This is a genomic window from Amycolatopsis sp. cmx-11-32 (assembly GCF_047608695.1).
Classification (GTDB): Bacteria; Actinomycetota; Actinomycetes; order Mycobacteriales; family Pseudonocardiaceae; genus Amycolatopsis.
In genome coordinates this window covers 60089-83956 of the sequence record NZ_JADNQN010000003.1, presented here as the reverse complement: position 1 = coordinate 83956, position 23868 = coordinate 60089, and the positions used below count along the sequence as shown (strand labels likewise).

Genomic DNA, 23868 nt, shown 5'->3' with positions numbered 1-23868 from the left:
GGTAATCTCTGCCTCGTGAACGCTCGGGATCGCATCCAGGAACTCGCCGATCAGATCGTCGTCCTTCGCGACGCCTACTACCGGGGCTCGCCGAAAGTGGCCGACGCCGACTACGACGCGATCGAAGACGAGTTGCGGGGGCTCGTCGAGGCCAACCCCGAGCTGACGCCGGACCCGAACCCGCTGGACCAGGTCGGCGCGCCCGCCGTGCTGCACGCGCCCATCCGGCACTCGCGTCCGATGCTCTCGCTGGAGAAGGCGACCAAACCCGAGCAGGTCGCGGCGTTCTTCACCCGCTTCCCAGGGCAGTCGGTGGTCGTCATGCCGAAGCTGGACGGCCTGTCGCTGGCACTGGTCTACGAGAACGGCAGGCTCGCCCGAGCGGTGACCCGTGGCGACGGGACCACCGGTGACGACGTGACCATGCTGGTGCGGGCGCTGACCGACGGCGTCCCGGAGAAGGTCGAGGCGCCCGGACGGGTCGAGGTGCGCGGCGAGGCGGTCATGCTGCGCTCCACCTTCGCCGCGTACAACAAGGTGCACTCGGACAAACCGCTGATCAACCCGCGCAACGCCGCCGCCGGCACCCTGCGGGCCAAGGACCCGGCCACCGTCGCCGAACGGCGCCTGCGGTTCTTCGCCTTCGACCTGTCCACCGAACCCGACAGCGCGGAAACCGATCTCGACGGCGCACTGCGGACGCTCGGGTTCACCGCCGCCGACATGCGCCACTGTGAAGACGCCGAAGCGGCGCAAGCCGTCATCACTACCATCGAGCAGCAACGCCACGACCTCGACTACGACCTCGATGGTGCCGTGCTGCGCCTGGCGGATCGAGATGCCTACGCCGCCGCCGGAACCCGGTCCAGTTCGCCCCGCGGCGCGCTGGCGTTCAAATTCGCCGCCGAAGAGAAGACCACCTTGCTTGCCGACGTGGTCTGGGATGTCGGCAAGACCGGCAAGATCGCACCCGTCGCCTGGCTGGAGCCAGTTTTCGTCGGCGGGACCACCGTCACCCGGGCGACGCTGGCCAACCAGGAGGTCATCCGCGCTCGCGGCATCAAGATCGGCGACACCGTGCTGGTACGCCGCGCCGGTGACGTGATCCCGTTCGTGGCGGGTGTCCTGGACGTCTCCAAGCGCACCGGCGAGGAGCGGGAGATCGTGCCGCCGTCGGTGTGCCCGTCGTGCGAAGAGCCCTTGACCGAACAGGGCAACAGCCGGGAACTGTTCTGCACCAACGTCGCCTGTCCCGCCCAGACCGTCCGGCGGCTGATCCATTGGGCCTCACGGGCGGCCGCGGACATCGACGCGATCGGCGGGGTCTGGATCGAGCGGCTCGCCGAGGCCGGGATCCTCGAACACCCGTCGGACTTCTACCGGCTCACCAAGGAAACGCTGCTGGAATTCGACCGCATCGGCGACGTCTCCGCCACTCGCATGATCGAGTCGATCGACGTGAGCCGCGCCGTCGGCCTGCGCCGGGCGCTGATCGGGCTGGCGATCCCGATGGCCTCCGAAGGCACCGCCGCACGGCTGTGCCGGGCGGGTTTCGGTTCGCTGGAGGACGTCGCCGACGCGGGCGAAGAGGGCCTCGTCGCCGTGGAGGACATCGGCCCGAAGGTCGCCGCGTCCCTGATCGAGCACCTCACCCGGCTGCGCCCCGAACTCGAGCGGCTGCGGGAGGTCGGTGTCTCGCTGGACGTGCGTGAAGAGGACCTCCCGCCGGTCGTCGTGGCCGGTGCGCCGTTGGAAGGAAAGACGGTCGTGGTCACCGGGTCGATCAGCGACCCCCGCTCCGGTGAGAAGGTCCCGCGCCCGACCTTCCAGCGGTTGTGCGAGAAGGCGGGCGCGACCACCGCGTCATCGGTCTCGGCGAACACCGACATGCTCATCACCGGCGCCGACGTCGGGGCAAGCAAGATCACCAAGGCCGAAAAGCTCGAAGTCGAGGTCGTGGACCAAGGGGTGATCTGGCAGCAGTTGATCGCGGCAGGCGTCGTCTAGCCTTCGCTGCGTTTCGTCCTCTAGTTGCGATACTTGCACGCGCAACCACCGCAACTAGAGGACTAATTGCGGGGCTTCGGCTTGTACCACGGACAAGGACGGCACTGGGTCCATCGCGACCATGCTTAGTGCGAGCTGCGGTGGCAGCTCCGCCGGGACCGCTCTGAGCGAGGTGTCGTCGGCGTAGCGATCGTCGGCCGCCCACCAGGCGGCGTTGAGCTTCGCCGAGATCAACAGGCGGTCAGGATCCTCGCAGTCCGGGTGCGCGAGCATGACAAGCCCGCCTTCCCGATCTGCTCGCACTCCTCTTCGGCGAACCCGCACTCCCCCGCCCACGCCCATCAGCCGCCGGTCGACCTCCTCACCGAGTAAATCTTTGATCCGTTCAGCCGGGTTCCTCCGCCACAGAGGAACCACGATGGAAGCGGGAGTGCGGGCAATGGTCCCTTGGGTGTTCCCTTTCCCTGGCATTCGATGGCGTTGCGGCGCGTCGAGAGGTCAGCGCGCGACCTCGACGTTCTCCAGAACGCCGAGCGCGTCGGGCACGAGCACGGCGGCCGAGTAGTACGCGCTGACCAGATAGGTGGCCACGGCCTGTTCGGTGATGCCGTCGAAGCGCACGTTCAGACCCGGCTCGTACTCGTCGGGCAGGCCGGTCTGGTGCAGCCCGATCACGCCGTTGTCCTCCATCCCGGTCCGCATGGCGAGGATCGAGGACGTTCCCGCTTCGGTGATCGGGATTTTGTCGCAGGGCAGTAGCGGCACCCCGCGCCACGCGGCGACCACCTTGCCGTCGACCGTGGTGCCCTCCGGGTACAACCTGCGCCGCGTGCATTCCCGGCCGAACGCGGCGATCGCGCGCGGATGGGCGAGGAAGAACTTCGTCTTGCGGCGGCGGCTGACGAGTTCGTCCATGTCATCGGGTGTCGGCGGGCCGGACCGGGTCTGGAACCGCGACTTGAGGTCCGCGTTGTGCAGCAGTCCGAATTCGCGGTTGTTGATCAGGTCGTGTTCCTGCCGCTCCCTCAGCGCCGCCACGGTCAGCCGGAGCTGCTCGTCGAACTGGTTCATCGGCCCGTTGTAGAGATCGGTCACCCGAGTGTGCACGCGTAACGCCGTCTGGGCGACGGCCAGGTCGTACTCACGCGGTGAGATCTCGTAGTCGACGAACGTGCCCGGCAGCGGCGGCTCGCCGTCGTGCCCGGACGACATCTCGATCTCCGCCTCACCCCTGGCGTTCTGGGGTTTCATCTCCCGCGCCAGCAGGTCCTGCACGTGCCGGCGCATGGCCTCGGACCGGCCGTTGAGGTCGGCGAAGTCGTCGGCGCGCAGGGTCAGCACGATCACCGGGGTGATCGCCTTGACGGTGAACGGCCAGTTCCGGTCGATCCCGGCGAGCATCTCGTCACCGAAGTGGTCGCCGTCGGCCATGCTGCCGACGACGGCCTCGTTGCCGTACGCGCCCGGCGCCACCTTGGCGACCTTGCCGTGGGCGACCAGCACGACCTCGTCGAGCGGGGAGCCGTGGCTGACGATGATTTCGCCGGGCTGGTACTCGTGCTGCACGAACCTGTCGGCGAGCGCGGTGAGCGTGTCCTCATCGTCGAAACCGCGCAGTAGTGCCAACTCCGCAAGTTCTTGCGGAACGACCCGAACGTCGGTGCCGACGTTGGTGAAGCTCACCCGCCCGTCGCCGACCGCGTACGTGAGCCGCCGGTTGACCCGGAACGTGCCACCGGTCGCCTCGACCCAGGGCAGCATCTTCAGCAGCCACCGCGGCGTGATGCTCTGCATCTGCGGTCGCGTCTTGGTGGTCGTGGCCAGATTCCGCGCGGCCGCGGGGCCGAGACTGAGCCGCCGGTCGGCATCCGGCGTCATGGCGGTCATCCTTCGCGACCGAGTTCGGCGGCTTCGAGCACGGCCAGCGCGTCGGGCACGAGCACGGCGGCGGAATAGTACGTGCTGACGAGGTAGGAGATGATGGCCTGTTCCGAGATTCCCATGAAGCGGACGTTCAGCCCGGGCTCGTACTCGTCGGGCAAGCCGATCTGACGCAGGCCGACCACGCCCTGGATCTTCTCGCCAGTGCGCATCAGGAGCACGGAACTGGTGCTGGTCTTGCTGACCGGGATCTTGTTGCAGGGCAGGATCGGGACTCCGCGCCAGGACGGTACCTTGTGCCCGCCGAGATCGACGCCGGTCGGGTAGATGCCCCGTTTGCTGCACTCGCGGCTGAACGCGGCGATCGTGCGCGGATGGGCGAGGAAGAAGCCAGGTTCCTTCCACACGAGGGAAAGCAGGTCGTCGAAGTCGTCAGGAGTCGGCGGCCCGGTGCGCGTCGCGATGCGCTGGGAGAAGTCAGCGTTGTGCAGCAGACCGAAATCGCTGTTGTTGATCATCTCGTGTTCTTGCCGCTCACGCAGTGCCTCGATGGTCAGGCGGAGCTGCTGCTCGGTCTGGTCCATCGGATGGTTGTAGAGGTCGGAGACGCGGCTGTGGATCCGCAGCACGGTCTGGGCGACGCTCAGCTCGTATTCGCGCGGCTCGGTCTCGTAGTCGACGAATGTTCCCGGCAGCAGCGGTTCGCCGTCATGCCCGGAGGAGATGTCGATCTCCGCCTCGCCGAAGTCGTTGGAGCGCCCGGTGTCCTGCGACGTCTGTTCGATCTGTGCCCGCAGTGATTCGGATTGGTCCAGCACCCGCTCGAAGGCCTGCCGGGACAGCGTCAGCACGGTGCAGGCCGTGGCCGCCTTCGCGGTGAACTCCCAGATGCCGTCGTCGCCGATGAGCGCCTGCGCGCCGAAGTAATCGCCGTCCTTGACCACGCCCAGCGCGGTCTCTTCGCCGTAGGGACCGGGGCCGCTCTTGGTGATCTTGCCATGCGCGATGAGGTAGACGCGGTCGGCCCGGTGCCCGAATTCGACGAGTACATCGCCTGCCGAGACTTCCTGCTGTTCGAAGCGGCGGGAAAGCTCTTCAAGGACCTCTTCGTCGTCGTAACCCTTGAGAGGCTTCAATTCACCCAGCTCCGCCGGGATCACGCTCACCTCGGTGCCGACCTTCGAGAACGTCACCCGTCCGTCGCCGACCGCATAGTTGAGCCGGCGGTTGACCCGGTAGGCGCCACCGTTGACCTGAACCCAGTCGAGCATCTTCAGCAGCCACCGGGACGAAATGCCCTGCATCTGCGGAACGGATTTGGTCGTGGTCGCCAGGTTGCGCGCGGCGGCCCGGCCCAAACTCAGCTGCGGATTTCCCGCCCCCTGGACACCTTCGGCGGAAGTGTCCGATTCGGTCACGGTCACAGCAAGGTCCACCCTTCGATAGTCACGTGAACAAACAAGGTCCACAAAGGAACCGCGGTGTGCCGGTTATTTCCCGAGGTGACGGCCCCGCAGGGATCAACATAGCAAGGTGTTTTGGCCGAACAAGCGCACTTTCGGGTACTGAGAGAAGGCCACCCGAATGCCGAATTCGCGTTCTCGGCCTAATCATTCGTTAGCGTGACCCGACCGTTGAGCAGCGCCACGCGCTTGGGCCAGCGAATGTTCTCAAGTGTTACGCGAGGCCGCCGCAGGACTCCTGGATGTGCCGACGATACGGCCGTTGGAGTGAGCCCGGCCGACACTTTCGGGTCGCCTGACCGCGCGGGTTCGAGGATGGCTTGACAGACAGCGACGAAACAGAGGGTCGCGCCCGGACACTCCGTCGTGTCAGTCGTCCCAGGTGACCAATCCGAACTTGTGCGCCTGGATCACCGCTTGCACCCGGGTGGAGACCCGGAGCTTGGCCAGGATCCGTTCCACATGGACCTTTACGGTGCCCGCGGCGATGCCGAACTCTTCGGCGATGTCGGCGTTGGCGAGGCCGCGCGGAACTTCGGTCTCGCGGAGGGAGAGAGAAGCGCCAGCTCCGGTAACGGCACAGTGCGCGGTGCCGACCGCCCCGGTGGAGTGGATCGATCGGGCGGGCCGGCCACCGGTATCGACGTGATGCGGGTCCCGGCGAAGGATCCGGCACGGTGGTGGCCTACCTCGTCAACCCTCAGACCGGTCCGCCCGAACCCGAGGTGCCACTCACTCAATATGTCAGCGTGTGCTGTACTGTTCTGCATGTGCTGACATCTGAGACCCAGGGCGCCGCGCTCGCCCGGCTGGGACGCGCGCTCGCCGACCCGAACCGGTGCAAGATCCTGGTCGGCCTGCTCGACGGTGTGAGCTATCCCGGCCAGTTGGCCGAAGAACTCGGCTTGAGTCGTTCCAACGTGTCCAACCACCTCGCTTGCCTGCGAGGCTGCGGCCTGGTCGTGGCCACCTACGAAGGCCGCCAGGTCCGCTACACCCTCGCCGACGCCCATCTCGCCCGAGCGCTGCGTGAACTGGTGCAGGTCGTGCTCGCCGTCGACACCGCGGAACCTTGTGTGGACGACGAATCCAGCCTTCGGGTACTCCCTTGAGCGACACCTGCGCGGACGACTGTTGCGCGGCGAAGTCCACAGTGGATCCATCGGACACAGTGGACTCGGATCGCCGAGCCGTGCTGTCGCGCCGCGTGCGGCTCCTGGTCGCCGCGACCATCGGCTACAACGTCATCGAAGCGGTCGTCGCCATTTCCGCGGGCACCATCGCCTCCTCGACCGCGTTGGTCGGCTTCGGCCTGGATTCGGTCATCGAAGTCGCCTCCGCCACAGCCGTCGCTTGGCAATTCTCCGGCAAGGACCCCGAAGCCCGCGAACGCACCGCGCTCAAGGTCATCGCGGTGTCGTTCTTCGCACTGGCCGCCTATGTCGCCGTCGAGTCCGTCCGCACCCTGTTCGGCGCCGAACCCGCCGAGCACTCCACGGTCGGCATCGTGCTGGCGGCGGTCTCGCTCCTCGTGATGCCGTTCCTGTCGCACGCCCAGCGTCGCGCGGGGCGCGAACTCGGCTCCGCGAGCGCCGTCGCCGACTCGAAACAGACCTTGCTCTGCACCTATCTTTCCGGTGTGCTGCTCGTCGGGTTGCTGCTCAACAGTCTCTTCGGCTGGTACTGGGCCGATCCGCTGGTCGCGCTCGTCATCGCCGCCCTCGCGGTCAAGGAAGGCCGCGAAGCCTGGCGCGGGAAGCACTGCTGTTGAAAGGAGCGTCATGACCCGGCCCGCGCGGTGGAACCGTTACTGGGACGGCAAATCCCGGAACTACGACCGGGAGATGCAGTTCCTTGATCGGAAGCTGTTCGGCGACTCCCGGGCGTGGGCCTGCGGGCAAGCGACCGGTGAAGTTCTCGAGGTCGCCGTCGGCACCGGCCTGAACCTGCCGCTCTACCCCGGCGGCGTCACGCTCACCGGTATCGACCTCAGTGACGGCATGCTCGACATCGCCCGCGGTCGCGCCGAAAGCCTCGGACATCCGGTGACCCTGCGCCGGGCCGACGCTCACGACCTGCCCTTCGACGCGGGTTCGTTCGACACCGTGGTCTGCACCCTCGGGCTCTGTGCCATCCCCGACCACGGCAAGGCGTTGCAGGAAATGGCCCGTGTTCTGCGGCCTGGTGGCCGCCTGGTCCTGCTCGACCACATCGCCAGTTCGTCGCGTGTCGTCCGCGGCCTGCAATGGCTCACCGAAAAGATCACCGTGCCGATGGCGGGCGAGCACTTCCTCCGGCGCCCGTTCGACGAGATCGGCGGCCTCGGCCTGACCGTCGAGCGCCGCGAGCGGTTCAAACTCGGGCTGGTGGAACGGCTCGTCGCCCGCAAATGAACCGTGTCATCGGAATTTCATCGCCGCCGCCGATCCTGGTGCGGTGACCTACCCTCAGCAGCCGCCGCCCATCTGGCCGCAGTACCCCGTCGCGCCGCCGAAGAAGTCCACGAAGACGGGGCTGATCGTCGGTCTCGCGGCCGCCGGACTGCTCGTCACGGGCGGAGCGATCGCGGTGACCGTGGCGATCGTCGGCGGTGGAAGCACCCCCGCGGTCGACCCCGACCCCTTCTCCGCGCAAGCCGGGGATTGCCTCTCGGCCGACGAAGACGCCGGGAGCAACGGTGAGTTCAGCGGCAGCGCCGTCCGGGTCCACTGTTCGGACAGCGCCGCCAACTACACGGTGATCGCCCAACTCGCTTCGGGTTCCGGCTCCGACTGCAACTCCGTCCACGGCTACGAGTACGGCAATCCCGTCGTCTACGCCTTCAAGACGGCACAGCCCAGGGAACTCTGCGTCATGCCGAAGGACTGAACCCTCAGGTCAGCGATCCCAGAACGGCCTGCGCCATCGCCGGCCGCGCAGAGTCACTGACGCGGTGGCTTTTGGACGCAGTCGGCGCCCTGGCGGAGCCCGATCCGGAGATCGTCGCACCCCGTGACCGCGCTACCGGCCGGAGTCCGGGCCGCCATCGGCCTCGTGGCCCCGTCCAACCTCATTCAGAACGACAGGTGACTTCCCAGGCCGCGTCGATCATCCGGAAGATCTCGTCCACCACGGCCTCCGGATCGGCCGCCTCGCGCCCCAGCGAATAGGCGTCGATCACGAACCTCGCGATCGTCCGGCAAGCCGTCTCGGTCTGAGACAGACCGGGATCGGCGGCGATGGCCGCCGCCAGCGACTCCGCGTGGCGCAGCCGCATCGAATCCTCGTACTCCCGCAGGGCGGGCGTCTCATCGATCATGCGCCAGATCGGCGCGACACCGTCCGCCGTGCAATGCCGCACCATCGTGTGGACCTCGCGACGCAGGGCGGGCATGAGCGGCTCGTGTGGAGCCCGGCCGGTGACCGCCTGCGTGAGGCCCTGTTCGAAGTTCGCGTCCTGCCCGAACACCAAGGCCTCTTTCGAGGCGAAGTGGGAGAAGAGCGTGGTGACGGCCACGTCGGCCTCCGCGGCCACTTCACGGATGCCCACCGCGTCGTACCCGCGTTCCAGGAAGAGCCGCAGGGCGGTGTCGACGATCTTCTGCCGGGTCGCGGCCTTCTTGCGCTCACGACGTCCGGGCGGCTCGGTCATGCTGCGACGCTATCAGATGCAAAACTGAAGTTGTTTCAAAAGGCTAACCGTTAGTGTTACGGTCGGGTCATGAAGAAAGTGATGTTCGCCGAGTTCGGCGGTCCGGATGTCCTGCAACTCATCGACGCCGAGGAGCCTCACGCGGGCCCTGGTCAGATACGCATCGCGGTGCGGGCGGCCGGGGTGAACCCGGTCGACTGGAGAGTCCGTGAAGGCCAGGTCCTGGGAGCACACCCGACCGTGCTGCCCTCGGGGGTCGGGCTGGATGCCTCGGGGACAGTGGACGAAGTCGGCGAGGGCGTCGAAGGTGTCGAGATCGGCGACTCGGTCTTCGGCGAAGGTTCGAGCACCTATGCCGAGTTCGCCGTGCTGTCGGTTTGGGGCAGGATGCCCGAGGGCCTGACGTTCGAAGAGGCGGCCGGATACCCCTCCGTGGTGGAGACCGCGCTGCGCCTCATCCGTGAAGTCGGTGTGCGACCCGGGCAGACCTTGCTGGTCAGCGGCGCGTCCGGCGGAGTCGGCTCGGCGGTACTGCAGATCGCCCGCGAACGCGGCATCACGGTGATCGGCACGGCCGGGGCCGCGAACCAGGAGTATCTGCGCGGCCTCGGTGCCATCGCCACAACCTACGGCGATGGCTGGGCCGAGCGGGTGCGGCAGCTCGGCAAGGTCGACGCGGCACTGGACCTGGCGGGCTCAGGCGTGCTCCGCGAGCTCGTCGACCTGACCGGGGATCCGCACAAGGTGCTCAGCATCGCCGATCTCGGCGCGCCGGAGTTCGGCGTCCGATTCTCGGGAGTGGCCGGGAGCGTGCCGGACGCGCTCGGCGAGGCCGCGCAGCTCATCTCGCAGGGAAAGCTCCACATCCCGGTCGAGAAGTCGTACACGCTCGCCGAAGCCGCGGCGGCGCACATCGACAGCCACGCCGGTCATACCCGTGGGCGCCGGGTCATCGTCGTCTGAGCGGGTTCAGGCGGTGATCGCGGGAAGGACCACGACACCGTCTTCGTCGGAGTAGAGCGTGTCGCCTGGGGTGAAGGTCACTCCCCCGAACCCGACCGGGACGTCGACAGCGCCGGCACCGGCCTTGTAGCTCTTGCGCGGGTTGGTGCCGAGCGCTTTCACGCCGAGTGGGAGTTCGGCCAGCTCGGCGCTGTCGCGGACGGCTCCGTTGACGACCACTCCGGCCCAGCCGTTGTCGGCGGCGGACTTCGCGATCATGTCGCCGGTGAGGGCGCTGTGCAGGGAACCACCGCCGTCGATCACCAGGACAGCGCCTTCGCCCGGAGTGGCCAGCAGCTTCTTGACCAGTCCGTTGTCCTCGTGGCAGGAGACCGTCCGGATCGGGCCGGAAAACTTCCGGTGCCCGCCGAACTGGTGGAACTGGGTGTCGCAGACGTGTAGCCGGTCGCCGTGTTCGTCGACGAGGTCGGCGGTGGTGAAGGAATCGATCACGGCGTCTGAGTGTAGGTGTTCGCCACATTCGCGGCGTCGGCGATCGCCCGAAGGTCCGGCACCGGAGGAGCCCACGCGCCTCGGAGTTCGTTCTTGCAACAGATACAGCTGCTTGGGATTCTCCCGCACATCGTCATCGGGGGTACGTCGGCCGAGTCCGTCACGTTGCGTCGGGCGGGAACACCGAGTCCAGCACGTGGGTGAGGATGGCGGCGGGGTCGGCCGCCGGGGCGACCGTCTGACGCAGGGCGAGCCCGATACCCAAGGCACCCAGCATCACGACGGCCTGGTGGAGCGGCATCGCGGGTTCGAGGCCCAACCGCTTCGAATGCTCGACGAGCAGCGCGACGACCTCATCGTCGTGACGCCGCTGAATGGCGGCGACGAGGTCGGCGGTTTCGGGCTGCTGCGCCGTCGCCGCGAGCACTTCCGCGGCCGCCGCGCTCCACTTCGCTGCGTCCTTGTCCGCGACATCGGCGGGGTGCAGCGCGGCGATCACCTCGTCGCGGGTGGTGGCGCGAGTAAGGGCTTCCCGCAGACCGTGGAGGTGGCCGTCCACACTGGCTTCGATGATCGCCAGCCACAGTCCTTCCTTGCCGCCGAAATGTTTGTAGACGGCGCCGCGGGTGTAGCCGGCGTCGGCGGCGATCTCCTCGACCGTCGCCGCCAGAAAGCCGCGCCGCAAGAACACCTGGCGCCCGGCCTCCAGTAGGTGTTCGTGGGTTCGTCGCTGCTGCTCGGCCCGTGTCAGCCTGGTCATCGCCCGCCAATTCAGTAACAGGACGTTTCTGGAAACACGACGCTACTGTATCGTCCGGTGCATGGAGTTCCTGGCACCCGTGGCCGCGTTTCTCAGCCTTCCGCTCTTCCTGGCCGGATTCGCTTGGTACGCCGCGCGTGCCCGCAGCCGCGGCGTCGGCGGTTCACTGCTGGCGCCGATCGAGGAGATCTGGGACCCGATCTCCCATAAGACGAACATCGAGATCCAGATCGAGGCCGAGCGAAGCCCGGAGACCCCCTCCCCAGGCGACCCGCCCCGCTTCTTCAATATCCGACGGTGAAATGCCGGTCCCGGCCCGGATTCTCGAGTTCGTCGACGATGGCGATCGCGAGATCCTCGGCCGAGATCCGGGACGAGCCGCCGGCCGCGGTGAGGATCGTGGTCGTCCCTCGCCGGTAGGCCCCGGTCCGGACGCCAGGCTCGAGGATCGCGGGAGGGCTGAGGTACACCCAGTCGCCCGCGTGCGCTTCGCAGGCCCGAAGCTGCGTGGTGCTGGCCGACGCGATGGTCCGCCACTCCGTTGGCACGAACGCCGGATCATCGATGACCAGTCCCCCGGACGGCGAGCGCAGTGGCCCGGCGCCGCCGACGACCAGGACGCGAGTGCCCGCCGCGGCGTCGAGCAGGCCCGTGACGAGAGCGGCGACGGTGCCTTCCGCGCCGGGCGCGGGTCTCGTCGCGCCCACGATGGCGTCGGCATCGGCGAACAGGCCGGTCATGTGGTCGACATCGGTCACGTCGGCGAGGACCACTTCGACGTCCGGGTACAGCGATTCCGTCGGGGTACCACGGAGGACGGCGGTGACCTGGTGTCCGCGGGCGACGGCTTCGGCGACGACGCGGGAGCCCACCATGCCCGATGCTCCGACAACGGCGATCTTCATCGGACGACGCCTTCCATCTTGGTCTTCGGGGTGATCTGGCCGGCGACGATCGAGGCCAGTGCGAGGGCGAAACCGGCGAGCTGGATCGGGCCGAGGCTCTGACCGAGCAGGACGGCGCCGAGGACCGCGGCGACCATCGGCGAGAGCAGGCCGAGGACGGCGACCGAGGTGACCGGCAGGGAGGTGATGCCGCGGAACCACAGGACGTACGCGAGCAGGCCGCCGATCAGGCCGAGCCAGAGGTATCCGAGAGCCGCGTTCAGGTCGATGGCGGGTGGCGCGCCTTCGAACAGGAAGGTCACCGGCACCAGGAACAGCCCGCCCGCGGTGAGCAGCCACGAGGCGAACGCCGTCGGCCCCACGTCCGCCGGGCGTCCCCACCGTTTGGTGAGGGTGACGCCCAGCGCCATGGTCGCGGCGCCGCCGAGGCCGGCGAGGACCCCGACGAGGTCGAAGCCCGCCGCAGGGCCGATCACGACCAACCCGACGCCCACGATCCCGACGATTCCCCAGGCGAACCGCCACGCGGACGGACTCTGCCGCAGAACGGCCACGGCGAGGATCGCGACGAGGAGCGGCTGGGCGGCGCCGAGGGTGGCGGCGACTCCGCCGGGCAGGCGTTCGGCGGCGAGGAACAACAGGGGGAAGAACATCCCGATGTTGAGGACGCCGAGCGCGGCCGCCTTCAGCCACCAGGTGCCGCGCGGGAGGGTGCGGGTGATGGCCAGCGCGATCAGACCCGCGGGCAGGGCACGGATGAGTCCGGCGAACAGCGGGTGCCCGGCCGGGAGGAGTTCGGTGGTGACCACGTAGGTCGTCCCCCAGACCAGGGGGGCGAAGGCGGTCAGCGCGGTGCCGGTGAGTCCGGCGGTGAGCGATGTGGTCGACAGCGTTTTCACGCTTCTCAGCTTCGGCGCTGACGATCAATGAGTCCAACACATGTTTGTCACATGATCCATCTTGATTCATGATAGATTCATGGAGCTTCAACAGATGCGCTACGTCGTGGCGGTGGCGGAGACGAACAGCTTCACGCGCGCGGCGGAACGGTGCCTCGTCGTGCAGTCGGCGCTGAGTCATCAGATCGCGCGGCTGGAGCGGGAACTCGGCGCACGCCTGTTCGAGCGCACGAGCCGCCGGGTGCGGCTCACCGCCGCGGGCGAGGCGTTCCTGCCCGCCGCGCGTCAATGTCTCGGCGCGGCCGAAAGGGCGGGCTCGGCGGTCGCCGCGGCCGTCGGCGAGATCCGCGGGCGGCTGACCGTCGGCGTCATCCCGACCGTCGCGGCGGTCGATGTCCCTGCCGCGTTGCAGACGTTCCACCGGCGGTATCCGCACGTTCGGATCGGGCTCCGGGTCGGCGCGAGCGAGCACCTGGTGGAACAGGTCAAGGACAACGCGATCGAAGTCGCGTTCCTCGGGCTCCCGATGTCGGCCCGGCCGGAAGGTGTCGGGAGCCGCGAACTGGCGCGTGACGATCTGGTCGCCGTGGTGGCGCCCGGTCATCCACTCGCCAATGAGTCCGAAGTGGACTTGAGCAGGCTTTCTTCGGAGGTGTTCGTGGACTTCCCGGCGGGGACCGCGGGACGCGCCCAGACGGACCAGGCGTTCGCCGCAGTGCGGGTGAGCAGGGAGGTCGCCTTCGAGGTGACGGCCGCCGACTTCATGGCGCGGCTCATCCACCAAGGGCTGGGGGTGGCGCTGCTGCCGTCGAAGTACGTGCCGAACCTGACCGGCGTGGTCACCGTGCCGGTGACGGACGCTCCCGCGCGGATCGAGCATCTCGTCTGGAACCGGTTCACGGTGACGCCTGCGGCGAATGCGTTCCTGGAGGTGCTGGGGGTCGTCGTCGACGATCGCAAGTAGTCCTCTAGTTGCGATCGTGGGTGGCCCTGGCGGTCTGGCGCGGGAAAGGGGCGAGTGGGGAGGATCTGTCCGCCCGGACCGCTCACCAGACCTGACTCAGGGGGCGCAAGGTCAGGATCCCGGCAAAGTCGAGGTTTGCAGGTCGGGCGGTACTCGTCGCTAGTGTCGCGTGATCCTGCTTGCTTGACGTTGGGTTTCGTTCCTCGGACGGCGATCTCGCGTGATCAGACGGCGGTTACGCGTGATCAGACGGCGATCTCCGGAGATCGCCGTCTGATCACGGGTAAGACCTGCAGGATCACGCGACACTAGGCGGAGCCGATGATGTAGGAATTGGGACGTTGAGTGTCCCAGTTCCTACATCGTCGCGGGGTCATACCGGTCGCGGAGCTTGATCAACAGGGGTTCAGGGACATGCCTCCCCGCTCGGCCCCTGGCAGGCACTAGCGATGCCAAGCCCGGATTACCAGCAGCAGCGCCGAACAGCAGTTCTGCGACTTTGAAGGCCCCTTTTCTTTGCGCTAGACGCAAGGAAAAGGGGCCTTCCTGTACTGCGGAGGATACCGCCGCGAACAGAGGACTACTTGCGGTCGTCCTTGATGACCTCGAAGAGGCTGGTCCACGAGCTACGCCCGTGCCCTGCGGCGATCGCCCGGTCGTAGTGCGATTTGATCGCCTCCGGCAGGACGACGTCGATCCCGGCGTCCCGGCTCGCCTGCACGATGTGGTCGGCGGTCGCTCCCATCATCGTCACGTCGGCCTCGTCGCCGGGATGATCACCCTTCTCGACCTGCTCCGCCGCGGCGTCCAGGTAGAAGCCCATCGTCGCGAAGTTGTCCTTGGCGTACGGGAGGAACTTCTCGACGGGTACCCCGGCCGAGCGAACGAGCGCGCTCGCGTGCAGGAACACCGAAAGCGAGTTCAGGAAGATGTCCAGCTGCGCCTGGTAGAACAGCTGCGCCAGCCGGACGTCCTCGCCGAGGAAGTCCGCCCGCCCGATCAGCGCCAGGACCTCGCGGTGCTTCTCGAACACCGCCGTGGGGCCGCTGTAGAAGACGTACGCCTCCTCCTTGCCCACCAACTGGGCCGGGACCATCAAGCCGCCCGCGATGAACTGCCCGCCGCGGGCCTTGACCCAGTCGGCTGCTTCGCGGGTCTTCTCCGGGGTGTCCGAGCTGAGGTTGACGATCACCTTGCCCGCCAACGTTTCCTCGGCCTTGCCGAGGATGTCGTACATCGCCGCGTAGTCGGTGAGGCTCAGCAGCACCAGCTCTGATGCCGACACCGCGTCCGCCGGCGTCTCGGCGCGCACGGCACCGGCCGCCACCACGTCGTCCGCCCTGGCGGCGGTGCGGTTCCAGACCGTGACTCCGTGGCCGTTCTCCAGGAGTACGCGGACCATGGCCTGTCCCATCGGGCCGAGCCCGATCAGTGTGATCATTGTGTTTCCCTTACTTCTTCAGAGTTTCGATTACGCCGATCAGGTCATCGGCGCCGTGCCCGGCCGCGACCCGTTTGTCCATCAAGGGCTGGAGCGGCGCGAGCAACTCGCCGCTGACGCCCTGTTCTTCCGCGGTCTTCACCAGGTTCGGGAAGGCCGCGGCCTGCATCGCGAGGTTCGACACGACGTCAGTCACGTAGTCGCCGTCGTCGATCTGCTCGGCCGCGCGCTCCAGGAAGCCGCTCATCGCGTCCATCCAGCCGCGAAGCAGCGGAGCGAACTCCCTCGCTTTGGCTCCGGCGGAGCCGACGAGGGCGAAGGCCTGGATGACGCCGATGAAGTGCCCGTACATCCCGCTGAGCAGCGCGATGTCGTAGAGCGGCGCCAGTCCGGGATCGGCCCCGAGGTAGTTGACACCGCCGAAGGTGTCGAGCGCGGTGCGGGCCTGGCCGAAGACGGTGCCCGAGCCGCTGTAGAAGATGAACGCCGCGGGCGAGCCGATCATCGGCGGGACGGCCATGATCCCGCCGTCCAGGTACGCCGCGTCCAGGCCCTCGGCCCAGGCGCTCATCTCGCGTGCCTGGCCAGGGGTGCCGTTGGTCAGGTTGATCAGCTGTCGTCCCGCGAGCCCGGTCGCGGCCGGGTCCAGGACTTCGTGCACCGAGTCGTAGTCGAGCAGGCAGGCGATCACGATCTTGTTCGCCGCGAGAGCCTCGGCCACGGTCGAAGCGACCGAAGCTCCCTTCGCCGCCACGCCCTCGGCGCGGCTCGCGGTCCGGTTCCACGCGGTGACCGGATGTCCCGCGGCCAGTAGTGCCTCTACGAGCGCGGTTCCCATCGCGCCCAGCCCCAGTACCGTCACCGGGGTCTTGCCGTGTTCGGTCATGGGACCACCGTGACGCGGCCCGCGCACGGATCGCTGCGGGTCCGCGCACGAGATTGTCGGTGGTTCGCGCTAACGTCGGTTTCGTGCGTTTCGGAGTGCTGGGCCCACTCGCCGTGTGGACGACCGCGGGCGAGCCCGTCGTCGTGCCCGAGGCGAAGGTCCGCCTGATGCTCGCTGGGCTGCTGAGCAGGGAAGGCCGGGCGGCGTCGGTGTCGTCGCTGACCGACGACCTGTGGGGCGAGCATCCGCCGGGCAATCCGGGTAACACCCTGCAGACCAAGGTCTCCCAGCTGCGCCGCACGCTCGAACGAGCCGAGCCGGGCGCCCGCGAAATCGTGACGCGCCAACCCGCCGGATACGCCCTCACCGTCGAGCCCGGCGACCTGGACGTCCACCGGTTCCGCACGCTCACCGCCCGCGCCCGCGACACCGTCGATCCACGTGCACGCGCCGCACTGTTGGCGGACGCGCTGGCGTTGTGGCGAGGGCCCGCGTACGCCGGGTTCGAGGACGAGCCGTTCGCCGTGGCCGCGGCGCAGCGGCTGGAAGAGGAACGGCTGCTCGCCGAGGAAGAGCGAGCCGAAGCCAGGCTGGCGCTCGGCGAACACGGCGTCCTCACCGGGGAGCTGGCGGGCTTGGTCTCGCGGCATCCGCTCCGGGAGCGGCTCCGCGGCCTGCTGATGCGGGCGTTCTACGCCGCCGGGCGGCACAGCGAGGCGCTCGAAACCTACGCCGAACTGCGGGCCCGGCTACGGGACGAGTCCGGCCTCGAACCGGGACCGGCCCTCGCGGCCCTGCACCAGGCGATCCTGACTCGCAGCCCGGATCTCGAACCCGTCCGTGCCGCCGGGCCGGTACGCGGGAACCTGCCCGAGGCGCTGACCGAACTGGTCGGCCGGACGACCGCGGTCAAGGAGGTCGGCTCGCTCGTCACCGACGCGCGGCTGGTCACTCTCACCGGGCCCGGCGGGGTGGGCAAGACCCGGCTGGCCGTCGAGGCCGCGTCGAAGCTCGCGATGGCCGACGGCACCTGGCTGGTCGAACTGGCGGGCCTGGACAACGTCGAATGCCCGACCTGCCCGCCGGAAGACCTGGTCGCCGTCGTTCTGACGGCCGCACTGGACCTCCGCGAGGAGGCCACCTCGGCGAAGTCACCGACCCAGTCGTTGGCCGATGCCTTGCGTGACAAGGAGATTCTGGTCGTCCTGGACAACTGTGAGCAGGTCGTCGAGCCGGTCGCGGCGCTGGTGGAGCGGCTGCTGTCGGCGGCGCCGCGCCTGCGTGTGCTCGCCACCAGCCAGGAGCCGCTCGGGCTGCCCGGCGAGACCGTCTGGGTGGTCCCGCCGCTCGACTTGCCCGAGCAGGCCGATTTCGCCGCCGTGCGGGAATCGAGTGCCGTCCGGCTGTTCGCCGCCCGGGCCGCGGCGGCCGCCCCGGGGTTCGCGCTCGACGCGGATACCGCGGCCGTGGTCGCCAGGATCTGCCGCACGCTCGACGGGATCCCGCTGGCGCTCGAACTCGCCGCCACCCGGGTCCGGACGCTCGGCGTGCGCGAACTCCTCGCCCGCCTCGACGACCGGTTCGGCCTGCTGTCCTCTGGCAGGCGGGGCGGGCCACGCCGTCAGCAGACCCTTCGAGCGATGATCGACTGGAGCTGGAGTCTGCTGAGCGAGGCCGAGCAGATCGTGCTGCGCAGGCTCGCCGTCCATGCCGAAGGCTGTGGGCTCGACGCCGCCGAGTCGGTCTGCGCAGGTGGCGAGATCGCTTCCGGTGACGTCCTGGACCTGTTGTCCCGGCTCGTCGACAGGTCTCTGGTGGTCAGCAGGCCAGGAGGGACAGGCGAACCGCGGTTCCGCCTGCTGGAGTCGGTTTCGGCGTACGCACTGGAACACGCCGGAGAAGCGGGTGAACTCGACGATCTGTACCTGCGGCACGCCCGATTCCACGTCGAGCTGGCCGAACGCGGCGACGCGGGGCTGCGTGGCAAGGAACAACGGCGCTGGCTCGACAGGCTCGACGCCGAAGGCGCCAACACCCGGCGTGCGCTGGAAACTCTGCTGAGGCAAGGCGAACACCGGCTCGCGTTGCGGCTGGTGAACGCGACGACCTGGTTCTGGTTCCTCCGCGGACGGCTCACCGAAGCCCGGCGCTGTCTGAACCTGGTGCTCGACACCGAGATCGACGACGGCGACGAGCGCGCACGGGCTCTCGGCTGGTGCACGGGCATCGCCGTGCTCGACGGCACCTGCACCGAGGGCGCGGCGGAGAAAACCGTGTGGGACATCGTCGATCCCGTCGCGCGGGCGCGGTCGCTGTGGTTCCTCGGCTACGCGTGGTCCACGATCGGCGACCTGTGCCGGGCGGAGAAACTCACGCTCGGCGCGCTCGAAGCCGCCCGTGACATCGGCGACGACTGGAGTGCCGCGGCCGCGCTGAGCGACCGCGCGAGCCACCTGATCTCCGGGGGTGACCTCACCGGCGGCGGCCGGATCGCCGCGCAGAGCGCCGGGATCTTCGACAGGCTTGGCGAACGCTGGGGCTGGCTGCAGGCGTCGTTCGTCATCGGCGTGCTGGCCTCGATCGCCGGGGACTACGACCACGCCGCCCGGGTCCACCGGGAAAGCCTTCGCCGTGCGGAGGAGCTGGAGCTGTGGCCGGAGGTCGCCTACAAACTGTCCTGGCTCGGCCGGACAGCGTTGCTCACCGGCGATTTCGACGGGGCGAAGGAGTTCCACGAGCGGGCCAAGTCGTTGGCCGTCGAGCACAGCTTCAAACCCGGCGAGATCTACGCCGAGACCGGACTCGCGCTCGGCGCGCGGCGTCAAGGGTTGTTCGACGAGGCCGAACGGCGGCTGTTGTCCATTCTGGACTGGCATCGCCGGGTGGAGTCCGAAGCGGGCAGCACCCTGATCCTCGCCGAGCTCGGATTCATCGCCGAGCAGCGCGGAGACGCGGTGAAGGCGAAGCGGCTCCAGCGGGACGGCCTCGCGATCGCTCGCCTCGGCGGGGATCCGCGCGCGATCGCGCTCGGCCTCGAGGGTCTGGCCGGGGCGGAATCCGCCGCCGGCTCGTATCGCCTTGCCGCGCGGTTGCTGGGCGCCGCGGCGGCCTCTCGGGAATCGGCGGGTGCTCCCCTGCCGAAGGCCGAACGCGAAGACGTCGACAGGATCACCGGCGTTCTCGTCGCGGCCCTCGGAGAAACCGTTTTCTCCGGGGAGGTCGCGACCGGCGCGACGACACCGATCGATCGCCTGGTGACAGACAGTCAATAGCAGGGCACCCGTGTCACCACAATGGACCATGCCCTTACTTCACGTCGGCAACAAACAGTGATTTCTTTCTGTCGCGCAGACGCCTTGACAGGTAGCGTGCGTATTCATGCGGGTGAGGTGGGGGGCTACCGGCGGGCCCAGGGTGACGATGCCGTGGCGAGCGGCTCCGCGGGCGGCTTTGAGCAGCCCGCTGACCTTGATCATCGCGGCGGTGACCGCGTTGCTGGCCTGTTTCCTCGGTACCGCCGCCATCCTGCAGGCTTCGGCCGCGGGGGGCGCGGCCGTCGCGTACCAGTCCGGTCTCGCGTGCCCGGATTACTACGGGCCCGTGTTCAGCAAGGACAACGTCCCCGTCGCGGTCGCTCCGCAGGTCGCCGACTCCGTCCGCCGTCATGCTCCGGCGCACGGTTTCGGCACGCCGGTCACCTCCCGCTACACGCCGTACCTCTTCGGCACCGAGTTCAACGGCGACCCCAATTACAAGGTCACCATCGCCCACCGGGACCAGGGGGTTCCCGGCCACCTCGAGCTGGCGGACGGATCAGTGGGCGCCGGGCTCTTGCTCGGCACCGTCGTGGCCAAGGCCGAAGGGATCAAAACCGGGGTCACGCCGAGCATCAATGGCACGCCGCTCCCTCCGGTGACCGGGCTGTACCGCGACCTCGCCGACCCGGCACCTCGCTGGTGGTGCTCCCAGCAGCGGAACGCCGTCGTGAGCAGGCTCGCCAACGACCCGCTCGACTCGGTCATGTTCGCCCCCGACGGGAAGACGTTCGACGACGCGGTCCGCGCCTCGGGCATCCCGGCGATCGCCACCCTGCACATGTCGTTCTACGAGGCTCCTCCCAAGACCGTGAGCGAGGCCGAGGACCTGCTGGAACGTTCGAAGGCGCTCATCGCCGACGTCAAGGCGGATCTGGGCAGCCACGGCCTCGGTGACGCGATCATCGGGTCGGAGCCGTTCGAGCGCTCGGTGGCGATCAGCAACCAGGCGGAGTCGAACGTCCTGATCTCGATCCTGCCGCTCGCGGCCATCAGCATTTTGGTCGGCTGCGCCGGTATCGGCACTGTCGCGTTGCAGTGGTATCAACGACGGCACCCGCAGCTGAGGCTGCTGTCCGCCCGCGGCAGCGCGCCGGGGGCGCTCGGGTCGCTCGCGGTCGCCGAACTCGGACTGCCCATCGTCGTCGGTGGCGCGGCGGGCGCGGTACTTGCGCGCCTGTTGCTCGGGGTCTACGGACCACCGGGTGAACTGGACGACGGGGCACTGCTGCAAGGGTCTCTCGCCGCGGCCGCGATCCTGCTCGTTTCGCTCGCCCTGCTGGCAGGCGTGATCGCCGTCCGCACACATCGGGAGTTCGAACTCGGCCGGGTCCGGTCCGGCCGAGCCAAGGGCGTGAAGCTCTTGGCGATCTTCCCGTGGGAACTGGCCACCGCCGGAGTGGCACTGCTCGGCTGGAACCGGCTCGTCGACTACGGCAAGGGGTCCAGGATCGGCAATCCGCTCCCCCAGGTCGACCCGATCGCCCTCACCTATCCGGTGTTCGTCGTGCTCACCGTCGGCCTGCTCGCCGCGCGTCTGGGCTGGCTCGCCCTGCACGCGTCGCATCGCGCGCGGCTGTGGTCACGGCCCGCGCTGCAAATGGCGATCCGGCGGCTGGCCAGCGCCCGCGCGCCGGTCACCGGCGTACTCGTGATCGGCACGTTGGCCGTCGGCACCCTGGCGACCGGCATCGGGATCGCGCGCGGACAAGAGGAGGCGCTGCACACGAAGTCGGCGATCTTCGTCGGCGCCGAGACCAGGGTCGACACCGAAAGCGTCATCGGCACCGGCAAGGTCCAGCTGCCGCCCCAGCTCGGCGGCAACACCACGATCGTCGGCGAGCTGACCGGTACCGGCAGTGTCGTGCTGGTCGTGGATCCGCGGACCTTCCGGCACGCCGCCACACTCGGCCCGCTCGACGGCGCCGAGGTCGACCGGCTCCTGGGACAGTTGTCGAGTTCCGGCACCGGTGTCCCGGCGATCCGGGTCGGGAACGACCCCGCCCAGAAACCCACGCTGGGCGCCGGTCTCGCGGACGCCAGGACGATCGGCGAAACGCCGATGTTCCCGATCATCGGCACCAAGGCCGGGTACGTGATCTCCCGAGAGTCGCTCAGCCCCGCGCAACTGCGCGTCGTGCCCAAGTGGAGTGTGCTGTCCAGCGCCCCGCTGACGCAGGTGACCGAGGCGCTGACCTCTGTGGGGGTGGCCACCGCGGTCAACCGCGTCACCCGTGAGTCCGCCCTCGACGCGCTCCCGTTCTACCTCGTGTCCTGGACGTTCTCGTTCATGGCCCTGCTCGGAGCGGTACTCGGTGCGGTGGCGGTGCTGTCGCTGCTGGTCGCGGTCGAGGTCCGCCGTCGCCAGAACGCACTGGCCGGGGCTCTGGTCCTGCGGATGGGGATGCGGCCGCGTGCCCTGCTCGCGAGCCACCTGATGGAACTGGGCACGCTCAGCGGACTCGCCGTGGTCATCGGTGTCGCCTGCGGGATCTCGGTCGCGGGCCTTTCGGTGCCGCGCTTCGATCCGGCGACCTTCCTCGCGCCGAGGTCGGCGCTGCCGAACCCGACCCCGTTCGCCCTGACCGTGCTGGCCGTCGGCGTGCTCGTCGTGGCGCTGGCAGGCTGGATCGCGATGCGCTCGGTGCGCACCGCCCGGACCGCGGAGCTGATCCGTGCCTGAGAAACCGATTTTCCGGCTCGACGGTATCGGCGTCGACTACCCGACGCCGGCGGGCACCGTCACCGGTGTCGACGACGTCACCATCGACATTCCCGCACGCGGGATCACCGTGCTGGCCGGGCCGTCCGGTTCCGGCAAGTCCACCCTGCTGCGGACGCTCGGCCTGTTCGAGCAGCCCGTGCGGGGCACGATTTCCTTCCAGGGAACCGAAACCGGCAAGCTGCGGCATCGCGAGCGACGGGTGTTGCGGCGAAACCACCTCGGTCTGGTGTTCCAGAACCCGACCGACAACCTGCTCGCGTACCTGAGCGTCGCCGACAATCTCCGCGCGGCGGCGGAGTCGGCGGGGACGGAATGCCTGGCGGACGACATCCTCGATCAGCTGGGGCTGGGCGGGACCGGTGGCTGGCGGATCTCCGCGCTGTCGGGCGGGCAGCAGCAACGGCTCGCGTTCGGCTGCACCCTCGCGCGCCGCTCGACCGTCGTCCTCGCCGACGAGCCGACGTCCCAATTGGACGAAGGGTCGGCCGACCTGGTGCTCGGCACGCTGAAATACCTGGCGGATCAGGATTTCGCCGTCATCGTCGCCTCGCACGACGACCGCCTCATCGAACTCGGCAGCCGCGTCGCGCGGATGCACAAAGGCAGCCTCGAAAGCATCGAAGAACGGGAGGTCGTGCCGTAATGGCGGAACCCGCCCTCGAGGCCGTCGGGTTGCGCCGCCGGTTCCCCCATCCCAACGGGGACGTCGAAGTCCTGCGCGGGCTCGAACTGCGTGTGGCCGCGGGTGAACTGGTCACCGTCTCCGGCCGATCCGGTTCCGGCAAAAGCGCGCTGCTGGCCCTGCTGTGCGGCTTCGACTCGCCGGATTCCGGCAGTGTCCTGTTGGACGGCATCCCGATAGCGGGCGCGCCGCCATGGCACACCTGCGCCGTCCTGCCCCAGGCACTCGGCCTCGCGAACGAACTGACGATCGCGGAGAATGTGGCGTTGCCCCTGCGACTCCGGTCCGACATCCCCAAGCCCCGTGCGAAGGACATCCACGCGCGGGTCGCGGAGCTGCTGGAGGAACTCGGGATCGGTGACCTCGGCGACCGCTATCCGCTCGAGGTCTCGTTCGGGCAGCAGCAGCGGGTCGCGCTCGCCAGGGCGGTCAGCGGGCGGCCTCGGGTCCTGCTCACCGACGAGCCGACAGCGCACCTGGACGCCGGGAGCACGCCGCGGGTGCTGCGGGTGCTGCGGCGCTGCGCGGAGGAGGGTGCCGCGGTCATCGTGGCGACGCACGACGACGACGTGCACCGGATCGCGGACCGGCGGGTCCGGCTACTGGACGGCGTTCTTTCTTAGGCGACATCTGCTCAAGTACGTGAAGGCCCCCTTCATCGCGCTAGACGCAAGGGCCCGGCAAGGTCGAGGTTCTGTAGGTCAGGCGGCTCTTCGTCGCGGTCACAACCGGTTGCGGAGTTTGATCAACAGGGGTTCTTGAGGGACATGCCTCCCTCAAGAACCCCGGCAATCGCAGTCACTAGTGTCGCGTGATCCTGCAGGTCTTACCCGTGATCAGACGGCGATCTCCGGA

The 23868-nt window shown here is 68.6% G+C and carries 22 protein-coding genes and 1 pseudogene; 12 read left to right on the top strand and 11 right to left on the bottom strand.

Features of this window, described 5'->3' with window-relative positions:
* The first annotated feature begins 15 nt into the window (after window positions 1-15).
* The gene (ligA, locus tag ACM6LR_RS09155; RefSeq protein WP_414943571.1) at window positions 16-2007 is read left to right on the top strand and encodes an NAD-dependent DNA ligase LigA; all 1992 of its coding nucleotides are present in this window, start codon (window positions 16-18) and stop codon (window positions 2005-2007) included.
* Window positions 2008-2100: 93 nt separating this feature from the next.
* On the opposite strand, the pseudogene ACM6LR_RS09150 reads toward ligA, so the two are convergent.
* From ACM6LR_RS09150 to ACM6LR_RS09135, 4 genes and pseudogenes are all read right to left on the bottom strand, one after another.
* Window positions 2101-2394: pseudogene (locus ACM6LR_RS09150) on the bottom strand (terpene synthase); the annotation flags it as partial.
* A 111-nt stretch (window positions 2395-2505) separates the two neighbouring features.
* Window positions 2506-3894 (bottom strand): family 2B encapsulin nanocompartment shell protein, encoded by a 1389-nt coding sequence (locus ACM6LR_RS09145; protein ID WP_414939126.1) that lies wholly within the window; start codon window positions 3892-3894, stop codon window positions 2506-2508.
* Window positions 3891-5312 (bottom strand): family 2B encapsulin nanocompartment shell protein, encoded by a 1422-nt coding sequence (locus ACM6LR_RS09140; protein ID WP_414943796.1) that lies wholly within the window; start codon window positions 5310-5312, stop codon window positions 3891-3893. The genes ACM6LR_RS09145 and ACM6LR_RS09140 overlap by 4 nt, the downstream gene beginning before the upstream one ends.
* Window positions 5313-5720: 408 nt before the next feature.
* Window positions 5721-5858 (bottom strand): LuxR C-terminal-related transcriptional regulator, encoded by a 138-nt coding sequence (locus tag ACM6LR_RS09135; RefSeq protein ID WP_414943795.1) that lies wholly within the window; start codon window positions 5856-5858, stop codon window positions 5721-5723.
* A 263-nt stretch (window positions 5859-6121) separates the two neighbouring features.
* Between ACM6LR_RS09135 and cmtR the strand changes: the two genes are divergently transcribed.
* The 4 genes from cmtR to ACM6LR_RS09115 are packed head-to-tail and all read left to right on the top strand — an operon-like array spanning window position 6122 to window position 8219.
* Window positions 6122-6463 carry a Cd(II)/Pb(II)-sensing metalloregulatory transcriptional regulator CmtR gene (gene cmtR / locus ACM6LR_RS09130; protein WP_414943570.1) on the top strand — a complete coding sequence of 114 codons (342 nt, stop codon included), beginning with the start codon at window positions 6122-6124 and terminating at the stop codon, window positions 6461-6463.
* The gene (locus ACM6LR_RS09125) at window positions 6460-7122 is read left to right on the top strand and encodes a cation transporter (RefSeq protein WP_414939129.1); all 663 of its coding nucleotides are present in this window, start codon (window positions 6460-6462) and stop codon (window positions 7120-7122) included. Before cmtR ends, ACM6LR_RS09125 begins: the two co-directional genes overlap by 4 nt.
* Before the next feature lie 10 nt (window positions 7123-7132).
* Window positions 7133-7744, top strand: coding sequence for a class I SAM-dependent methyltransferase (locus ACM6LR_RS09120; protein WP_414943569.1), 612 nt, complete (start codon window positions 7133-7135; stop codon window positions 7742-7744).
* Window positions 7745-7787: 43 nt separating this feature from the next.
* Complete coding sequence (locus ACM6LR_RS09115) at window positions 7788-8219, top strand: hypothetical protein (RefSeq protein WP_414943568.1); 432 nt, start codon at window positions 7788-7790, stop codon at window positions 8217-8219.
* Between the two features lie 181 nt (window positions 8220-8400).
* Here the strand turns inward: ACM6LR_RS09115 and ACM6LR_RS09110 are convergent, their stop codons facing one another.
* Window positions 8401-8982: a TetR/AcrR family transcriptional regulator gene (locus ACM6LR_RS09110; protein WP_414943567.1), complete on the bottom strand. Its 582-nt coding sequence runs from the start codon at window positions 8980-8982 to the stop codon at window positions 8401-8403.
* 69 nt (window positions 8983-9051) lie between these two features.
* Between ACM6LR_RS09110 and ACM6LR_RS09105 the strand changes: the two genes are divergently transcribed.
* Window positions 9052-9945 carry an NADP-dependent oxidoreductase gene (locus ACM6LR_RS09105; RefSeq protein WP_414943566.1) on the top strand — a complete coding sequence of 298 codons (894 nt, stop codon included), beginning with the start codon at window positions 9052-9054 and terminating at the stop codon, window positions 9943-9945.
* 6 nt (window positions 9946-9951) lie between these two features.
* Here ACM6LR_RS09105 and rraA read toward each other — a convergent pair whose 3' ends face one another.
* Complete coding sequence (gene rraA / locus ACM6LR_RS09100; protein WP_414943565.1) at window positions 9952-10437, bottom strand: ribonuclease E activity regulator RraA; 486 nt, start codon at window positions 10435-10437, stop codon at window positions 9952-9954.
* Window positions 10438-10597: 160 nt separating this feature from the next.
* Window positions 10598-11197 carry a TetR/AcrR family transcriptional regulator gene (locus tag ACM6LR_RS09095; RefSeq protein ID WP_414939135.1) on the bottom strand — a complete coding sequence of 200 codons (600 nt, stop codon included), beginning with the start codon at window positions 11195-11197 and terminating at the stop codon, window positions 10598-10600.
* 61 nt (window positions 11198-11258) lie between these two features.
* On the opposite strand from ACM6LR_RS09095, the gene ACM6LR_RS09090 reads away from it, so the two are divergent.
* Window positions 11259-11498, top strand: a complete 240-nt coding sequence (locus tag ACM6LR_RS09090) for a hypothetical protein (protein WP_414939136.1) — start codon at window positions 11259-11261, stop codon at window positions 11496-11498.
* Here the strand turns inward: ACM6LR_RS09090 and ACM6LR_RS09085 are convergent.
* On the bottom strand, window positions 11482-12102 hold the full coding sequence (locus ACM6LR_RS09085; RefSeq protein ID WP_414939137.1) for an NAD(P)-dependent oxidoreductase: 621 nt from the start codon (window positions 12100-12102) through the stop codon (window positions 11482-11484). The two genes, ACM6LR_RS09090 and ACM6LR_RS09085, sit on opposite strands and share 17 nt — an antisense overlap.
* Window positions 12099-13001, bottom strand: coding sequence for an EamA family transporter (locus ACM6LR_RS09080; protein WP_414939138.1), 903 nt, complete (start codon window positions 12999-13001; stop codon window positions 12099-12101). The genes ACM6LR_RS09085 and ACM6LR_RS09080 overlap by 4 nt, the downstream gene beginning before the upstream one ends.
* A 79-nt stretch (window positions 13002-13080) precedes the next feature.
* Here ACM6LR_RS09080 and ACM6LR_RS09075 point away from each other — a divergent pair, with 79 nt between their 5' ends.
* Window positions 13081-13965: a LysR family transcriptional regulator gene (locus tag ACM6LR_RS09075; RefSeq protein WP_414939139.1), complete on the top strand. Its 885-nt coding sequence runs from the start codon at window positions 13081-13083 to the stop codon at window positions 13963-13965.
* A 580-nt stretch (window positions 13966-14545) separates the two neighbouring features.
* On the opposite strand, the gene ACM6LR_RS09070 is transcribed toward ACM6LR_RS09075, so the two are convergent.
* Both ACM6LR_RS09070 and ACM6LR_RS09065 read right to left on the bottom strand, forming a co-directional pair.
* Window positions 14546-15406 carry an NAD(P)-dependent oxidoreductase gene (locus ACM6LR_RS09070; RefSeq protein WP_414942430.1) on the bottom strand — a complete coding sequence of 287 codons (861 nt, stop codon included), beginning with the start codon at window positions 15404-15406 and terminating at the stop codon, window positions 14546-14548.
* Window positions 15407-15416: 10 nt separating this feature from the next.
* Complete coding sequence (locus ACM6LR_RS09065) at window positions 15417-16292, bottom strand: NAD(P)-dependent oxidoreductase (RefSeq protein WP_414943564.1); 876 nt, start codon at window positions 16290-16292, stop codon at window positions 15417-15419.
* Window positions 16293-16375: 83 nt separating this feature from the next.
* Here ACM6LR_RS09065 and ACM6LR_RS09060 point away from each other — a divergent pair, with 83 nt between their 5' ends.
* From ACM6LR_RS09060 to ACM6LR_RS09045, 4 genes are all read left to right on the top strand, one after another.
* Window positions 16376-19564: a BTAD domain-containing putative transcriptional regulator gene (locus ACM6LR_RS09060; protein ID WP_414942432.1), complete on the top strand. Its 3189-nt coding sequence runs from the start codon at window positions 16376-16378 to the stop codon at window positions 19562-19564.
* A 148-nt stretch (window positions 19565-19712) separates the two neighbouring features.
* Complete coding sequence (locus ACM6LR_RS09055; RefSeq protein WP_414943794.1) at window positions 19713-22289, top strand: ABC transporter permease; 2577 nt, start codon at window positions 19713-19715, stop codon at window positions 22287-22289.
* Entirely contained in the window at window positions 22282-22974 is a 693-nt protein-coding gene (locus tag ACM6LR_RS09050) for an ABC transporter ATP-binding protein (RefSeq protein WP_414943563.1), read from the top strand. The genes ACM6LR_RS09055 and ACM6LR_RS09050 overlap by 8 nt, the downstream gene beginning before the upstream one ends.
* Window positions 22974-23636 (top strand): ABC transporter ATP-binding protein, encoded by a 663-nt coding sequence (locus tag ACM6LR_RS09045; protein ID WP_414943562.1) that lies wholly within the window; start codon window positions 22974-22976, stop codon window positions 23634-23636. The genes ACM6LR_RS09050 and ACM6LR_RS09045 overlap by 1 nt, the downstream gene beginning before the upstream one ends.
* Window positions 23637-23868: the final 232 nt, after the last annotated feature.

Coding starts and splice junctions, on each gene's coding strand:
- ACM6LR_RS09145 (WP_414939126.1), bottom strand. CDS start 3,894: ATGACCGCCATGACGCCGGATGCCGACCGGCGGCTCAGTCTCGGCCCC.
- ACM6LR_RS09120 (WP_414943569.1), top strand. CDS start 7,133: ATGACCCGGCCCGCGCGGTGGAACCGTTACTGGGACGGCAAATCCCGG.
- ACM6LR_RS09110 (WP_414943567.1), bottom strand. CDS start 8,982: ATGACCGAGCCGCCCGGACGTCGTGAGCGCAAGAAGGCCGCGACCCGG.
- ACM6LR_RS09105 (WP_414943566.1), top strand. CDS start 9,052: ATGAAGAAAGTGATGTTCGCCGAGTTCGGCGGTCCGGATGTCCTGCAA.
- ACM6LR_RS09095 (WP_414939135.1), bottom strand. CDS start 11,197: ATGACCAGGCTGACACGGGCCGAGCAGCAGCGACGAACCCACGAACAC.
- ACM6LR_RS09090 (WP_414939136.1), top strand. CDS start 11,259: ATGGAGTTCCTGGCACCCGTGGCCGCGTTTCTCAGCCTTCCGCTCTTC.
- ACM6LR_RS09085 (WP_414939137.1), bottom strand. CDS start 12,102: ATGAAGATCGCCGTTGTCGGAGCATCGGGCATGGTGGGCTCCCGCGTC.
- ACM6LR_RS09075 (WP_414939139.1), top strand. CDS start 13,081: ATGGAGCTTCAACAGATGCGCTACGTCGTGGCGGTGGCGGAGACGAAC.
- ACM6LR_RS09070 (WP_414942430.1), bottom strand. CDS start 15,406: ATGATCACACTGATCGGGCTCGGCCCGATGGGACAGGCCATGGTCCGC.
- ACM6LR_RS09065 (WP_414943564.1), bottom strand. CDS start 16,292: ATGACCGAACACGGCAAGACCCCGGTGACGGTACTGGGGCTGGGCGCG.
- ACM6LR_RS09055 (WP_414943794.1), top strand. CDS start 19,713: ATGCCGTGGCGAGCGGCTCCGCGGGCGGCTTTGAGCAGCCCGCTGACC.
- ACM6LR_RS09045 (WP_414943562.1), top strand. CDS start 22,974: ATGGCGGAACCCGCCCTCGAGGCCGTCGGGTTGCGCCGCCGGTTCCCC.